General features: G+C 39.6%; 15 protein-coding genes and 1 other RNA gene. 7 read left to right on the top strand and 9 right to left on the bottom strand.

Annotated elements, in window-relative coordinates; all coding sequences use genetic code 11:
* The first annotated feature begins 55 nt into the window (after positions 1–55).
* Positions 56–1,660 (top strand): hypothetical protein, encoded by a 1,605-nt coding sequence (locus ACPEH5_RS16870; protein WP_423727060.1) that lies wholly within the window; start codon positions 56–58, stop codon positions 1,658–1,660.
* Between the two features lie 219 nt (positions 1,661–1,879).
* Positions 1,880–2,680: a hypothetical protein gene (locus ACPEH5_RS16865; RefSeq protein WP_272690185.1), complete on the top strand. Its 801-nt coding sequence runs from the start codon at positions 1,880–1,882 to the stop codon at positions 2,678–2,680.
* 199 nt (positions 2,681–2,879) lie between these two features.
* Here the strand turns inward: ACPEH5_RS16865 and ssrA are convergent.
* Positions 2,880–3,243: a transfer-messenger RNA gene (ssrA, locus tag ACPEH5_RS16860) on the bottom strand.
* A gap of 48 nt (positions 3,244–3,291) precedes the next feature.
* Complete coding sequence (gene smpB / locus ACPEH5_RS16855; RefSeq protein ID WP_042844751.1) at positions 3,292–3,774, bottom strand: SsrA-binding protein SmpB; 483 nt, start codon at positions 3,772–3,774, stop codon at positions 3,292–3,294.
* Positions 3,775–3,927: 153 nt separating this feature from the next.
* Between smpB and ACPEH5_RS16850 the strand changes: the two genes are divergently transcribed.
* Positions 3,928–4,362, top strand: coding sequence for a type II toxin-antitoxin system RatA family toxin (locus ACPEH5_RS16850; RefSeq protein WP_197679461.1), 435 nt, complete (start codon positions 3,928–3,930; stop codon positions 4,360–4,362).
* Positions 4,346–4,651, top strand: coding sequence for an RnfH family protein (locus ACPEH5_RS16845; RefSeq protein ID WP_210814087.1), 306 nt, complete (start codon positions 4,346–4,348; stop codon positions 4,649–4,651). The genes ACPEH5_RS16850 and ACPEH5_RS16845 overlap by 17 nt, the downstream gene beginning before the upstream one ends.
* A gap of 181 nt (positions 4,652–4,832) precedes the next feature.
* Here the strand turns inward: ACPEH5_RS16845 and bamE are convergent, their stop codons facing one another.
* The 3 genes from bamE to nadK all read right to left on the bottom strand — a co-directional run bounded on the left by bamE (position 4,833) and on the right by nadK (position 7,984).
* Positions 4,833–5,225: an outer membrane protein assembly factor BamE gene (gene bamE, locus ACPEH5_RS16840; protein WP_042844747.1), complete on the bottom strand. Its 393-nt coding sequence runs from the start codon at positions 5,223–5,225 to the stop codon at positions 4,833–4,835.
* 112 nt (positions 5,226–5,337) lie between these two features.
* Positions 5,338–6,999 (bottom strand): DNA repair protein RecN, encoded by a 1,662-nt coding sequence (gene recN, locus ACPEH5_RS16835; protein ID WP_042844745.1) that lies wholly within the window; start codon positions 6,997–6,999, stop codon positions 5,338–5,340.
* Between the two features lie 85 nt (positions 7,000–7,084).
* On the bottom strand, positions 7,085–7,984 hold the full coding sequence (gene nadK, locus ACPEH5_RS16830) for an NAD(+) kinase (RefSeq protein ID WP_042845373.1): 900 nt from the start codon (positions 7,982–7,984) through the stop codon (positions 7,085–7,087).
* A gap of 101 nt (positions 7,985–8,085) precedes the next feature.
* Here nadK and grpE point away from each other — a divergent pair, with 101 nt between their 5' ends.
* On the top strand, positions 8,086–8,679 hold the full coding sequence (grpE, locus tag ACPEH5_RS16825; RefSeq protein WP_042844743.1) for a nucleotide exchange factor GrpE: 594 nt from the start codon (positions 8,086–8,088) through the stop codon (positions 8,677–8,679).
* A gap of 119 nt (positions 8,680–8,798) precedes the next feature.
* On the opposite strand, the gene ung is transcribed toward grpE, so the two are convergent.
* Positions 8,799–9,479: a uracil-DNA glycosylase gene (ung, locus tag ACPEH5_RS16820; protein ID WP_042844741.1), complete on the bottom strand. Its 681-nt coding sequence runs from the start codon at positions 9,477–9,479 to the stop codon at positions 8,799–8,801.
* A 379-nt stretch (positions 9,480–9,858) separates the two neighbouring features.
* Here ung and grcA point away from each other — a divergent pair, with 379 nt between their 5' ends.
* Both grcA and ACPEH5_RS16810 read left to right on the top strand, forming a co-directional pair.
* Entirely contained in the window at positions 9,859–10,242 is a 384-nt protein-coding gene (grcA, locus tag ACPEH5_RS16815) for an autonomous glycyl radical cofactor GrcA (protein ID WP_042844740.1), read from the top strand.
* A 158-nt stretch (positions 10,243–10,400) separates the two neighbouring features.
* Positions 10,401–11,846, top strand: coding sequence for an ankyrin repeat domain-containing protein (locus ACPEH5_RS16810; protein WP_042844738.1), 1,446 nt, complete (start codon positions 10,401–10,403; stop codon positions 11,844–11,846).
* A gap of 29 nt (positions 11,847–11,875) precedes the next feature.
* On the opposite strand, the gene srmB is transcribed toward ACPEH5_RS16810, so the two are convergent.
* From srmB to hutG, 3 genes are all read right to left on the bottom strand, one after another.
* Positions 11,876–13,207: an ATP-dependent RNA helicase SrmB gene (gene srmB / locus ACPEH5_RS16805; RefSeq protein ID WP_042844736.1), complete on the bottom strand. Its 1,332-nt coding sequence runs from the start codon at positions 13,205–13,207 to the stop codon at positions 11,876–11,878.
* Between the two features lie 183 nt (positions 13,208–13,390).
* Positions 13,391–14,596, bottom strand: a complete 1,206-nt coding sequence (gene gltS, locus ACPEH5_RS16800) for a sodium/glutamate symporter (protein ID WP_166686824.1) — start codon at positions 14,594–14,596, stop codon at positions 13,391–13,393.
* 272 nt (positions 14,597–14,868) lie between these two features.
* Complete coding sequence (gene hutG / locus ACPEH5_RS16795) at positions 14,869–15,786, bottom strand: formimidoylglutamase (RefSeq protein ID WP_071548222.1); 918 nt, start codon at positions 15,784–15,786, stop codon at positions 14,869–14,871.
* Between the last annotated feature and the right edge of the window lie 2 nt (positions 15,787–15,788).

Below are 15,788 nucleotides of genomic sequence, written 5' to 3'. Positions count from 1 at the left end.
GCCAATAAGCCGCGAAAGCGGTTTTTTTACGTCCAAATTTCGGAGAATTAATCCTATGTATAATATCGGTACCGTTACCACTACAGCAAATAGTCCAAAAATAACAGGGACAGGCACACGTTGGAAAGATAACACTACGCTTATTTCAGTTGGGCAAGTTGTGCTGATTGAAAATGGTTCCAATTTGCTCATTAATAGCATTTATTCCATTGAAAGTAACACGGCTTTAACGTTGGCCTTCCCTGTTTCAGCAAAGCTGACTAATGCAAAATATATCATTCTAACAACGATGATAGACTCCATTTCTGATGGTGTTAACAAAGCAACAGCGCAGGTGATTGCGAGTGAAGTCTACACAGAAATTTTAAATCAATGGATGACGGATCAAGGTACCATTGATGTTGAATTGCCGACAGGCCAGAAAATTAAGCTTCGTACGGTTGCAGAAATGGATAAGCAGCTAGATGGGAAGTTTGATAAAACGGGCGGAACAATTTCAGGAAAAGGAGAAGCGCTGATACTTAAAAAAACAGACGCAAATGCTGGTATATATTTGAGATTTAAAGAAATTGATGAAAGTGTAAATATAGGATACGTCGGCTTTGGGACGAAGGATAAGATTCTGACAATAGCAAATCAGGCGGCAGGATCTGCATTAACTCTTGACGGAGATAAGAAACTTAAATTCAACGGTGTTAATTTGCTTACTGAAGGGGGTTTTGGCTTAGGGGCGTCTAATATTAATAGTGTGCCAAAGGAGTTGGATTTTAATGCCAACAAAGCGAGAGCACTAGGCTTTTTTTATATTAATCCCGATGCAGTTGGAACACCATCAGGAAAAAGTGAGTATGGGGGGGGGATATTTTTCGGGCGTGATCCTGCAGTTTCAACGAAAATGTTATATTCCCCTGATTGGAGTACAAGGTTGTTCTTGAAATCGCCAACAGGGGCAACAAGTATGTCTCCGTGGATAGAATTCTATTCGACAGGGAACACAACCAAAGACTCAAACGGTAACTTAAAAGCCGCATCACCGATTATTCGGGTATTCGCTGACCATGTCGATCCAAACGATGAGGCAGAAGGTGTAACACTCAAAAAACTACATACAGGTATTTACCAGTTGCATGGCGTTCTTGGTCTACACTCAGATGCAAGTTGGGGCGGCATTAACGGCGGTATCACAATTCCGTGCGGCATTAACCAGCTTCCACTTGTGTATGCGCTTTATGATGTACTGGAGAAAGGAAAACCACACCCATTTGACGGCCGTATTGTTGAGCCCAATGAAGATGGGGATATTGTTTTATACACCTCTTATCGTCAGCATGATTTACCGCAAAACATACAGTATGAGCGCTTCAAGCTTTATCCTGAGTTTTTGCGTGATGCTACAGAGGGCGAGGAATCAATACCGGGCTTTGACGGAAAAGTTGAATTAACACCAGGAGAGCCTTGTGATATTCCAGCGGGTCACTGGATTGACGTGCGTGTAAACATGCCATCCAATTCTATCTACAATCAAAAGCAAGCTGAAGCTGAGCGACTCGCTAAGATAGAAGCCGAGCGATTAGCTGAAGAAGAAGCTAAACGAGCAGCAGAGGAAGCGGAAAGGGCAGAGCAGGAAGCTATCATTGATGAAAATGATACATCGCTGTAGTAGTAAATAAAAAGCCCACTGAAGAAGCGGGCTTTTCATGAACTTAATAAGTCGCGTGCGATTTGCCCATTATTAGTGTGCTTAAATATATACTACAATGCTATCCTAATAAGGTTGCTTATGTAAATAGGAAATATTGCAGTTAATATTAAAAATTAGTTAAAAATCATTATATTATCTTTGTTTTTTCCAAGGTAATACAAATTAAAAGGATGATAAATGAGCGGTGACACTACAGAAAAACGAAAAGACTCCTTATTAGATGATGACATAACATTATTGCTTGAGAAAAGGGCGCGTTTTGTAAGATGGGCAAACATTTTGTTAATTTCAATTCTTGTTTGTGCGGCTGTAATGGTTGCATACTTAATCACCAATGGAAAAGACTCTCAGCGTAGTTGGCTTTCAGAGATAATGACATCATTGAATAATAGAACACTTAAAATTGGCGATACTGTATTGCACAAAACGAGAAACGGCGAAGTTAATATTGGTGTTTATGATGGAAATGGTCAGTTTATATATCCAGATAATATAGACTCAAAGGGTTCCGAACTTTTACCCGCGGATATAAAAAATAGTGATATAAATCCCAGCTCCTCTGGTATATCCGTTGATGATGCAGTTGAACTTACACTGGAGAGGTATAAACAATGGTTTAGTGTAAATAAGGCACTTGGCGAATTGTCCGATTTATCAAAACCTGAAAAAAGTGAAAGTGAGAAAATTGCTGACTCTATCGCAACCGTTCTTCTAAACCTATCTTTGATAATATTTATAGGTTTTGTGATGAAGGCGGTGTTAGTTTTTATAAAATATTATATGCAGTTAGGTACCGATTTCGAGAATCAAAAGCTTGCATACGCAATGAGTAAAGGCGAAATTGATAAATTTGCTATTATTTTAAAAAACCTACGTGAAAATAGTATTAGTCTTGAAAAAACACCAACATTACCACAAGAGAAAATAATCTTATCACTGATAGAGTCCATAGGGAAAACAGCCGAAAAAAATAAATAAATTATGTGTCAATATTAAGGTGAGTACGTTAACAAATCTATCAAATAAGAAGCCCACCGAAGTGGGCTTTTAATGAACTTAATAATCCGCGTACGATTTGCGTATCATTTGTAGTCCTATTTGTGTCAGTGCGTAGTCCAACTGATTTTGCTAACTTCCTGTTTTTAAACCTGTTGTCCTATCACTGACCCACCAAATTTGGTGGAGCTGGCGGGAGTTGAACCCGCGTCCGAAATTTCTACATCCTCGGTACTACATGCTTAGTCTAGTCTTTAAATTCATTTGCCAGCTGCGGACAGACACGCCACTAACAAACTATCCTGATTAAGTTTAACGCTGCAACCCCAGGCAAGGCATTCACGCGATCTCTTTTGGGTTTGACCTCTCTTGATCCCCGTCCTAAGAGCGGAGGCTAGGGAGAGAGGGCTCTAAGCAGGTTATTAAGCTGCTAGTGCGTAGTTTTCGTCGTTTGCGACTATTTTTTTGCGGCTTTTTACGAGGCCAACCGCCCCTCGGCATGCACCTTGGGTTTCGCAAATCCCGTCGAATCCAGAATCAGCCCCAAGTTGTTGAGCACAGTATAACAGAAAATTATCCTATAAAGCTAGAACTTAGCGATTAGAATGTTTCATTATACGTGCTTTATCGAGTTGCCATTCACGATCTTTGATATCAGAACGTTTATCATGGGCTTTTTTACCCCTTGCAACACCAATTTTGACTTTACACCATGCATTTTTCCAATAGAGGGAAAGTGCAATAACGGTATACCCTTCACGATTAACTTTGCCGTAAAGTGTGTCTAATTCACGTTGATTCAGAAGTAGTTTTCGGCTACGGGTTGGATCACACACTACATGGGATGATGCAACAGTAAGTGGTGTAAAGTTTGCACCAAATAAGTAGGCTTCACCGTCACGTAAAAGCACGTAGCTATCACCAATATTGGCTTTGCCAGCGCGTAGTGATTTAACTTCCCAACCTTGTAGGGACAAACCCGCCTCGAACTCCTCTTCGATAGAATATTCGTGGCGAGCACGCTTGTTCATAGCAATTGTTGCTGAACCGGGTTTATATGGTTTTTTCTTTGTCATAGTGCAATCATTATACTGTAAGCTGAGTTGAAAGAAATCTTTCTAAGCTGATATTTTTCTGATTGTGCAAATCTTGCCCTGTATGGGTTTTGTTTTTTGTTTAACCAGTCAATGATGGTATTATATGCTCAGTTTTTGGGGATAGGAATTGATATGCCACAGATTAGTCGCTCTGCGTTAGTCCCTTTCAGCGCAGAACAAATGTATAAACTCGTCAATGACGTTATTTCATACCCAAGTTTTTTGCCTGGGTGTGTAGGTAGCCGAATTATTAGCCACAGTTCTGATGAAATGACAGCTTCAGTTGAAGTGTCAAAAGCGGGGATCAGCAAAACCTTTATTACTAAAAATGTACTTGAGGATAACAAGTGTATTCACATGCAGTTGGTCGAAGGGCCATTTAGCAAGTTATCTGGAGGATGGAAATTTATTCCTTTAAGTGCTGATGCATGCAAAATCGAATTTCATCTTGATTTTGAATTTACTAATAAATTAATAGAGTTAGCATTCGGTAAAATTTTTAAGGAATTGGCGAACAACATGGTTCAAGCCTTTACTTTAAGAGCTAAGGATGTTTACAGTGTTTGAGCTTAGTATCGAAGTAACCTATGCATTGCCGGAAAAACAATTTTTGTTATCAGTGAAGGTTGCTGATGGTACAACAATTGAGGATGCAATAATTGCCTCTGGAATTCTTGCGTTGCGTGATGATATCGATTTAAAGAAAAATAAAGTGGGTATTTATAGCCGCCCTGCAAAGTTGACTGATAAAGTGCAAGATGGTGATCGGATTGAAATTTACCGGCCTTTAATTGCAGACCCGAAAGAATTACGTCGAAAGCGCGCTGAAAAATCTAAAGAAACAAAAAATAGTTGATAGAGCTAATATGATTTTGATGAACCGAGCGATAGCTCGGTTTTTTTGTTATGTAGACTTAATATCTTCAAATTGCTTTGGAAATAAGAGTGGTATAACAATGCTCATTCAAAATAACTACCTGTTCAAACATGTAGTTAATGATACAGGTAGATAGCTTCATAAAGCCCTAACTATATGATTAGTCAGCTGACTTGGTCTCGGATGCTTTAGTTTCAGCGGCTTCCATTGACTCTTGGGCTGCAAGGTTTTTCTCATTTTTGATATCAGTTAAAATACCATTGCGATCAAAAATTAGAGTTAAAGTCTCTTGCTGAACTGGGTCATGCCCGAGCTCTTGGCGGAAAACATAATACCAAGTCTGAGTACCAAACGGGTCGGATAACATTGGTGTGCCCAAAGTGTAAGCGACCTGTTGCTGTGTCATTCCTTTTTGGATCTTGGCAACATCTTTCGCTGTGAGGTAATTACCTTGGTTAATGTCAGGGTGATAGACAAGACGTTCCATCATTGAACAGCCCGTAGACATTAATGCGAGTGATAGTGCAGCAGCAGTTAACAATTTATAACGCATGGATATCTCATTCCTTTTGGAGTCAGAACATCAATGATAATCGACATTGATACATTTTAAAACCTTCCTTATCGACTCTAAGACCACATGAGCGTAAAAAAGTTGTCAAAAATTACGCTGCGAGTAATTCTTTTGCATTTGCCAGTGTGTTTTTTGTGACTTCTGAACCGGCAAGAAGTCGGGCAAGTTCTTGTAACCTTGATTTTTTGTCCAGTAATTGCATATGTGTTTCAGTTTCTACGCCATTTGTTTCTTTACTGACATAAAAATGATGATGACCACAACCAGCAACTTGCGGTAGATGGGTTACACACATAACCTGCGTCGACTCACCTAATTCACGTAATAATTTACCAACAATCGCTGCTGTTGGCCCACTGATACCGACATCGACTTCATCAAAAATTAAGGCTGGGGTGTCCATTTTTTTAGCGGTAATAACTTGGATAGCTAATGCTATGCGTGATAATTCACCGCCGGATGCAACTTTACTTAAAGCTTGATGAGGCTGACCGGGGTTAGTCGTAACATTGAATTCAATCTTACAAGCACCGTCGATTTGCAACTGTTCCGGAACAAATTTTACATCAATAGTAAACAGGCCGTGGGGCATAGATAGTTGGTGCATGCTATCGGTAATTAATGAACTTAACTCTTGGGCATAATGCAGGCGCATGTGGTGTAAGCGCTTAGCGCAAGCTAATGCTTTTTGGTGATCATTAATAACCTGAGCATTTAATGCTTCACAATCTTCATTTTGATTGGAAATTTGTTCTTGCTCACTTAGTAACTGTTGAAATAGTTCTGGTAGTGCTTCAGGAGTAACATGATGTTTACGCGCTAGGCTAATTTGTTTAGAAATGCGTTGTTCAAGTTCAAACAAGCGATTGGGGTCAAGTTCGTACTGATCGCAATAATGTTTTATTTCATCACTGACTTCACTGACTTGGATTGAAGCCTCTTCGAGCATATCCAGTAACCCTGAAAACTTAGGATTGAGAGCGACTAATTCAGATAACTCATTTTTTGCCATGTTCAACAGGCCCATCACGTTGGCTTCATCATTGTCTGATAATATTTGAGCCGCAGTTTGCCCAAGTGTTAAAAACTGACCATAATTTGCTAATTGTTTATATTCTTGGTCAATTTCTTCAAATTCCCCTTGGATGGGCATAAATTCATTTAATTCTTTCAAATGATATTCTAATAGCTGTTGACGAGCTTCATATTCTTGCATTTGTTTTTGAAAAATGGCCAATTGCTGGCAAGAGTTATGCCAAACCTGCCAAGCTTGTTTCATTTGCGAGAGCAGTTCTTGTTGATTTGCATAGGCATCTAGTAGTGATTTTTGGTGAGTATTATCAAGTAATAATTGATGAGCGTGCTGACCATGGATTTGGATTAGTAAAGCACCGAGTTCCCTAAGCTGCGAAAGAGGTACGGATACGCCATTAATAAAGCCACGGGAGCGGCCATCAGAAGATATTGTACGGCGTAATAGGCACTCATTTTGGTTATCAAGTTGATGTTCAGCTAACCAATTTGCGGCCATTTTTGCATCTGCAAGGGAGAAGCGGGCGCACAAATCTGCACGTTGAGTGCCAGAGCGTACCATATTGGCTTCACCACGTTCCCCTAAACACAGGCCGAGCGCATCAATAGCGATAGATTTACCCGCACCTGTTTCACCTGTGATGGTGGTCATGCCATTACGAAAATCAATTTCTAATTCACGAACGATAGCAAAATTATTGATGGTTAATTGAGTAAGCATCTGCGCTCTCCTGTAAAAATACACACCTGTGTTTTCATACAGTTTAAACTGTTTTTTTATACAGTAAAGAGGTAGCGCAAAAAAATTAAAAAGTTTTTTTAGCCCATCCTAATTTTGAACTTAACGTATTGAAATAGTTATAGTCTTGGGGGTGAACTAGGTTAAGGTTTTTATTACTGCGTTTAATTATAACCTCTTCACCATCTTGAATTGGCAGCATAATTTGGCTGTCACAACTGACTTCATAGTCGATATTTGTGCGTAAAAACTTTAAACGGATACTGCTATCACTACTAATAACGAGTGGCCGTGATGATAGGGTATGAGGGAACATAGGGACTAAGACAATGGCGTCTAAATTAGGCGTTAAAATAGGGCCTCCCGCAGAAAGTGAATAGGCGGTAGAGCCAGTTGGAGTTGCAATGATTAAGCCATCAGAGCGCTGAGAGAATGCGAACTTTTCATCAATATAGACTTCAAATTCGATCATATGAGCGACTTTACCTGGGTGCAGAACAATTTCGTTGATTGCAGTACTTTTCCGTGATTTTTGATTACTTTTGATAACCTGAGCTTCTAATAGAAAACGTTTTTCTTCGCGATATTCACCTTCAAGGACCCGAGAAAGCTGCTGTAAGGCATTATCAGGGTCGAGGTCAGTTAAAAAACCGAGGTTACCCCGGTTTACGCCGATAACTTTATTATTATAGCGGGATAAAATGCGAGCAGCACCCAGCATGTTACCATCACCCCCAACGACGACGACGAGGTCTGCTTGTTGGCCGATATCGGTTAATGACCCTGTATTGGCATTAGCCAGCTTCAGATCTTTGGCAACTTGTTTATCAATAATTGCATGGTAATTTTTTGAAATTAGCCAATGATAAATTAATTCATGAGTTGCCAATGCTTCCGGATGCCTTGGGTGCCCGACAATGCCTATCGTTTTAAATTGTGATTGTGGTGTATTATTGCCCTTTCGCATACTTTTTTGGCCTCTCATTGTATGACTTCCCTTGAATCCCTGTATTAGATCCCCATAATACTCTCATATAGGGGATTAATGCTAAATACGCGGAGATATTCATGAGTAGTAAAGACCAAAACATGCATGATGAGCAAGCTTTTGAGCAAAATGAATCACAAAAAGTTCAACAAGAGCAAGAAGCTGAAGTTCAGCAAGCTGATGAAATGCAAGCAAACGAAGAAGCGTTAGCAGCGCGTATTGCTGAGCTTGAGCAACAGCTTGAAGCATCAAGAAAAACTGAGCGTGAAGCCATGTTGCGCGCACATGCTGAAATCGAAAACATTCGTCGTCGGACGGAACAAGATATCGAAAAGGCGCACAAATTTGCTCTTGAAAAATTTTCTAATGAACTATTACCAGTTATTGATAATTTAGAGCGTGCTATTGATGCGGCAGACCGTGACAATGAACAATCTAAAGCAATGGTAGAAGGGTTAGATTTAACGCTGAAAACATTCTTAGATGCAGTGGCGAAATTTGGCATTGAACCAGTAGGCGAAGCGAATGTACCGTTTAACCCTGAGGTTCATCAAGCAATGACGATGATAGAATCGCCTGATCATCAAGCAGGTCATGTTATTGATGTGATGCAAAAAGGCTACACGTTAAATAACCGTCTATTAAGACCAGCAATGGTCATCGTGTCGAAATAACGATAATGATAATTAAATGGGATGCACAGGCATCCCATTTAATTACTAGTATTATTGAAAATCAATTGTTTGATTTTATTGTTTTCTTGTTCTGCTTTTCTAGCCCATTACATCGTATTTTATTCGTTGATGACTGGGTTCCAGTCAATAGGTGTTTTGCCTTCCCGTTCTAAGATGGCATTTGTTTGGGAAAAATGTCCGCAACCTAAAAAACCACGGTGCGCTGAAAGTGGCGATGGATGTGGGGCTTTAAGGACGTGATGGCGCTTAGTATTAATTATTTTGCCTTTTTTCTGTGCGTGGGCGCCCCATAATAGAAAAATGACCCCCTGAGTATTTTCATTAATAGCTTCAATAACTTTATCTGTAAAGGTTTCCCAGCCTAGATGTGCATGGGAATGTGCATTACCTTGCTCTACCGTCAGTACGGTATTGAGTAATAAGACACCTTGCTTAGCCCAACTCAGTAGATAGCCATGATCAGGCCGTTGAAAACCAGCGATATCTTTCTCCAGTTCTTTATACATATTAACTAAAGAAGGTGGCGGTTTTACCCCTGGGAGTACTGAAAAAGATAGGCCATGGGCTTGACCAGGTCCGTGATAGGGGTCTTGACCTAAGATAACCACTTTGATGTCGGCAAGTTCTGTATAACGAAAAGCATTAAAAACATCATCTTGTGGTGGATAGATAACTTTACCTTTTTTGCGTTGATCAGCAACGTAAGCAAGTGTTTCCTTGAAGTAAGGCTTGGATTTTTCTGGGCCAATGACATCGTGCCATGTGATAGGTTCTGACATGAAGTATTCCATAATAATGAATCTATGACAGTCCAATTTATAACTGAACCAGTTGATACCCTAAGCTTACTGGTTCATAGGCAAGAGATAAAGCCCTGATATTGATTATAGTATTTAAAATATTTTTTAAAGTTTATGAAAAAAATTAAAAAACAAACGGATTAATTTTGATTTAAATCATAAAGTTGAACTGATCTGTTTAGTTACTGCGCGAAATAATTGATAAATATCAAAGAAACTCGGGGGTTCAACTGGTATAAAATGACTATATACATTGGTTAGACCAAATATCCAATTGCTAGTTTTTATAAGATTGATGGTTAATGCAGTTTCGGTTAATAAAAACCGATTGCAATCAAGTTCGAACGTGGAGGTCGACATGATTACTGGTATTCAAATTACTAAAACAGATAATGCAGCATTATTAAATTCTTTCTGGTTACTTGATAACGAGAAAAATGAGGCTCGTTGTGTTTGTGCAAAAGCGGATTATAACGAAGGCCAAATCGTCGCGAAAGACGAATTAGGTGCTTTTGAGTATCGTGAAGTCCCTTTGGAGATGAAGCCAACAGTTCGTGTCGAAGGTGGCCAGCACTTAAATGTGAATGTTTTAAGCCGTGAAACATTAGAAGATGCGGTTAAAAACCCAGAAAAATACCCACAATTAACCATCCGTGTATCAGGTTATGCAGTACGTTTTAACTCATTAACCCCTGAACAACAGCGTGATGTTATTACCCGTACTTTTACTGAAAGCTTATAATAAAATTTAGTATAACTACGTTAAATACTGTGTAATAAATTCTAAAGCCATTGTTATCAATGGCTTTTTATTTGCGACTAATAAAGTAGATTATTTCTCTCCTTGGCTATTTGTATTCCAATATTCTTCCAACACGATATATTTGTTAGGAGGAATTTATGCCTTTTTTAACGCCAGAAACGATATCCTCTAGAGATGAGCTTTCTCTTGCTCAAGAAAGTTTAGATATATATTTACAACATCAGCATGTAGAAAATCAGTCTTGCGGGGGAAATTTGTGGCCCCCAAAAATATTAAAAAATGACTTTTTAGGTCGGGATGCACAGCCGAAAGACTATATATTAGCGTTGCTTTCACAGGGGGCTTACAATAAAAATTGGCAGACAATACAAGAGATTGAAAGATTAGATGATAGTGAATTGAATAAACTGGGAATAAGTGCTGAATTATTAAGTGATAAGCAGACAGGGTTCCAAGCTAATATTTGTCGGTTTCATGATTTATATATTCTTTGTTTTAGTGGTAGCAATGATATCAGCGATTTTTATGCAAATATCCGCCAAGGAATTGGTTTGTATGAATCTCAATATTTTCAAGCCGTGAGTTTAATGAATGTTTTATCAAATGCAGTTAATGGAAATACAATCTGTACAGGGCATTCATTAGGTGGAGGGCTATCGTCTATTGCAGCATTGGCAAGCAATTCCCCTTGTATTGCATTTAGCCCAGCAGGGCTGTCTAAGAGCACTGTTAATAAAGTCGGCATAGATTACCACATGGCTGAAAAAGTGGCTCAGGAAGGACTAATACGTTTTTATACTGTGCAGTATGACTGGCTTGATTCATTACAAAATTCTTTACCAATCCCTTCTGCGTTGGGAAATTGTATTAAAATGCCTTATAGCGAACAGAGTTCTTGGAAAAATTGGCTACCACACCGTTTATTAACAAGAAGTTTTATTGCACATACAATGGTTAAAATTATTAAAATGATGTGCATGCATAAACCGTGGAATAATTGGAATGCCCTTACTGGAGAATATAATAAAATCCAAGAAATACCATTAACTGTATTCCCTAACCCTGAAGAACAACAAGTATTAAATTGGCAAGAAGGTTGTAAGAAAGCGATTAAAGCAGGGGATATTAATGAGTTTTCAGCTATTTTAGTTCGACATCATAAACCTAGCGATATTGACTTTTTAGCTCGGCAATCAGTTAGTGCAATGAATGGGCAATTTATGCAAGTTTTAATTGAATCTCAATATGGGCAATTAATTAAAAGTATGCAATCAAAAGAACAAAAAAGTATTTTGCATTTAGCTGCACAAAACGGCCAAGTCATGCAATCTCAAATCTTATTAAAGAATGGTGTAACGGTAAATATTAGGGATAGTTTAGGCAATACTCCCTTACATGATGCAGTGAATAGCCATGCACTTGAGGTGGCAGAGTTATTGTTAGCAAGTGGAGCTGATTGGCGAGTTAAAAACAACCAAGGCTTAGACTGCAAAGACATTCTCAATAATCATATTATTAAACCAGAATTGTTAACCCATGAGGGAAAATTTATGCGTGAAAAAGTGTTTAATATGATGAAATAATAAAAAAACGGGTCGAAACCCGTTTTTATTTACTTAGTTTGCTCAGGTGTTGTCGGTGCAATTGGAGCACGGCGTTTCCCAATATTTTTCTTATCGCGATGGCGTACTTTTTCTTTCTTTTTAGTTTGTTCTTCTTTTTTCTTTTCCTTGCGTTTTGCAAGGACTTTCTTCGACGGTTTAGGCTTATTCAGCATTGCCTCTGAAGGGGCTTTCGTGGTCGGACGCAAAGAGTCAACAACACGAATTTTAATTTGGTCTTCAATATAGCGAGTTATTTTACCCAGCAGTGGAAAGTCGTGAGCTTCAACTAAGGAAATTGCAACCCCTTTGCGGCCTGCGCGACCCGTACGACCAATTCGATGTAAATACACATCAGCAGTACGTGGTAAGTCAAAGTTGAACACATGGCTGACGTTATCGATATCTAAACCACGGGAAGCTACATCGGTTGCAACTAATACTTTAACTTGGCCATCAACTAAACGGCGAACAGCTTCGTTACGTTTAGTTTGCGGCATTTCACCTTCAAGGTAACATGGTTCAATACCTGCTTCACGCAGCCATTGAACGACTTCACGTAAGCGTTCGCGTTTACGAACAAACACAATCGCTTTTGTTACCTCTTCTTGTTTTAACAAGTGGCATAGTAAAGCTGTTTTATGTTCTAGTGTGTCGGCTCGGTAATGAAATTGTTGAATTTTTTTGCGTTCGCGACGAGAAGGGTCTGCATCAATTTCAATGGGTTCTTCTAATAACCTTTCTGCAAAATCACGGATTGCTTCGCCTTCCAGAGTTGCAGAGAAGAGCATAGTTTGTTTGCGCCAGCGCGTTTCACCAGCAATGGTTTCGATATCATTCGCAAACCCCATATCTAACATGCGGTCTGCTTCATCAAGGATTAAAATTTCAACGGCCCGGCAGTCAAAGTTTTCTTCTTTGATATATTGGAGTAAGCGACCTGTTGTGGCGACAACGATATCTTGATTTTCGCTGAAAACCTCAGCATGGTTCATATAAGCGACACCACCAGTAATCGTTGCAATATCTAGGTGATTATGTGCGCATAATTCTTTTGCTTGTTCAGCAACTTGCATGGCTAATTCACGAGTTGGTGTAACAACCAGAACTCGAGGTGGCCCTGATTTTTTTCTTGGAAAATCAAGTAAATGTTGAATCGCAGGGATTAAAAATGCGGCGGTTTTACCTGTTCCAGTAGGGGCTGAACCTAAAACGTCTCGGCCATCCATCGCAGCAGGAATAGCCGCGGCTTGAATAGCCGTTGGGCGTTGATAGCCTTTATCCGAAAGCGCATTAATTAGGCTTTCGTCAAGTTCAAGTTCAGAAAAAGTGGATGCAGTCATGATATACCTCTATTTGGGGCGCTGATTATAAACAGGTTAGCAAAATTGTTCACCTGAAAAATCAGCTTTCCTCAATTGTAACTGTTTTTAAAGTAGACAGGGAGTGATATATCAATGAAAGTAGGTAGGGTTTAGGCTGGATAACACCATTGAAAAGGGAGGAGAACCTCCCTTTCGAAATGATTAGCTAAATATATTAATAAGCCAAGTATGGTAAGGTATCCCGACTAAATCAATGAGTACTGCACCACTCAATGGGACAATCATAAAGGCTTTCATGGAAACATGTTTATAACGCTCACAAACGGAAGACATGTTAGCCATTGCATTTGGCGTAGCTCCCAGCCCGTGGCCCATTAAACCAGCACACATCACGGCGGCATCGTAATTCTTACCTAGCAGCCTAAAAATAACAAAGACAACTAATAACGTTAATATAATAACTTGCGCTAATAGGATGGTAAATAATGGTAGTGCAACTGTTTTCAACTCCCAAATTTTTAATGACATCATCGCCATTGTTAAAAATAAGCCAAGGGAGACTTCTGATATCAGGTCAACCGATTTTTGGTTGATGCGGAATAATTCAACTTGGTCGTTAATATTGCGGATAACAATAGCGATGATCATTGCGCCTACATAACTCGGTAATGAAAAGCCTGTTGCCTTAGTAAATTGTGCCGAGGCGAATTGACCAATTACCATGATCCCCAGTACTAACGCGAGCATTTTTAAAAAAGCATGGGCATCGATAGATTCGATTTTCCCTGCGATGGTTTCAGGTATTTGAACTCGTTCTACATTTTCATCAGCTTGAATGCGAACGTTAAATTTCTTGATCAAAAATGAAGCGACTGGCCCACCGAGTAGACTTCCCGTTATTAAACCGAAAGTTGCGGCGGCAATAGCGGCGACTGTCGCTGATTGCACCCCTAAGCTTTCTGCCATACCACCAAAAGCAGCCGCACCACCGTGCCCTCCTGTTAGAGAAACACCGCCAGCCATAATGCCGATAACAGGTTCAACACCTAATAAATGGGCAAGCCCTGCACCGAAAGTGTCTTGGAAGATAACCACAAACCAGCAGATGAAAAGATAGATAAATAGTAACCGACCACCACTTTTCAAAATACGGAAGCTACCGTCAATCCCAATAGTGGTAAAGAAGGCAACCATTAAAAAGGTTTGTAAGCTGGTATCAAAATTAATCTCGGCTAGATTGAATGATTTAAGTCCCCAGATAATCAAACTAACCAGAAAACCGCCAATAACAGGGGAGGGAATACAAAAACGTTGTAGCCAATCAATACGTTTTTTTAAGTGGATCCCCATCAATAGGCAGATTACTGTTAGAAATAGGGTGGAGAGCGTGTCGAGGTGTAGAATCATATTTTTCCCTTTTTAACTGTTGTCTTTCACGCTACAGAGTTGTTAGCCGCGCTCCGCTACCCTAGTCACATACTTTTGTATGCTCCTAGGGATAACGTCACTTGCCGCCTAGCTGTAACGCGAAATTCAATAGTTAAAAACCATTAAGATATTGCGCTACAGCTAATTTGATAATCAATTTCAAAGCTATTTTTATTGTGGTGCTCGAAAGTAAGTTATCTTAACAGCGTGAGAAACAGTGTATTTATCAGTCGAATTGTTGTGTTGTTTTATTAGAATAAATATTGGTAAATCAAATAAGCTGCGAGTTTGGCGGTATGGTTATCAATATCAAACTCAGGGTTACATTCTGCGATATCAAAAACGGCAATTTTTTGGCTACTTTTGATAATGGCAAATAGTTCATCAAAAATTTCAGTAGAAATACCTTTCGGTGCTGGTGCACTAACGCCTGGCGCAATGGCTGCAGAAAATACATCTAAATCTACGGTGACATATAAATAGTCGACATCGTCAATGAATTTTTTAATTTTTTCAATTGCTTGAGGTAGCTTGGTATAAGCTAATTCTTTATCGCGGATATATTGGCAACCTAACGTATCAGCGGTATCGAATAGGACTTTTGTATTGCCATGATCTGCGATGCCTAAGCATAAGTATTTGAAAGGACGTTGGTATTGCTGACATAACATGGCAGATTGCAAAAATGGCGTGCCGGAAGTGGCAATAGGGGCTTCGCGTAAATCGAAATGCGCATCAAAGTTAATAATACCAATTGTTTTACCCGCTTGATATTGTTCAACATAGTCAAACAGGCCTTGGAAGCTGGCAAATGCCACTTCGTGACCACCACCTAGGACGATAGGTTTTTGGTTAGCAGATAATATAGCTACTAATTCATCAGATAGACGGCGTTGTGCGGCTTCGAGATCACCGTCATCACAGCTAATTGTCCCGTTATCTTTGATGGCAAGTGGTTGATGAATTGGCAACCCTGCAAGTTGGCTGCGAATAGCATTTGGACCCGCTTTGGCCCCCTGACGGCCTTTATTACGTCTAACGCCTTCATCGGACGCAAAACCAATTAAGGCAAATTTAGCAGGAGCGTGTTGGTTAATGACCTGATGGATGCGCAAATGTTCTTGTGTTTCACCATCTGTGCGCCCTTGCCATTGGAAAGCTTGTGTCATAG

It is taken from the genome of Providencia sp. NPDC089933, from assembly GCF_049545585.1.
Taxonomy (GTDB): domain Bacteria; phylum Pseudomonadota; class Gammaproteobacteria; order Enterobacterales; family Enterobacteriaceae; genus Providencia; species Providencia huashanensis.
Note: the sequence above shows the minus strand (reverse complement) of the source record. Positions and strands in the feature narration are given on the sequence as shown.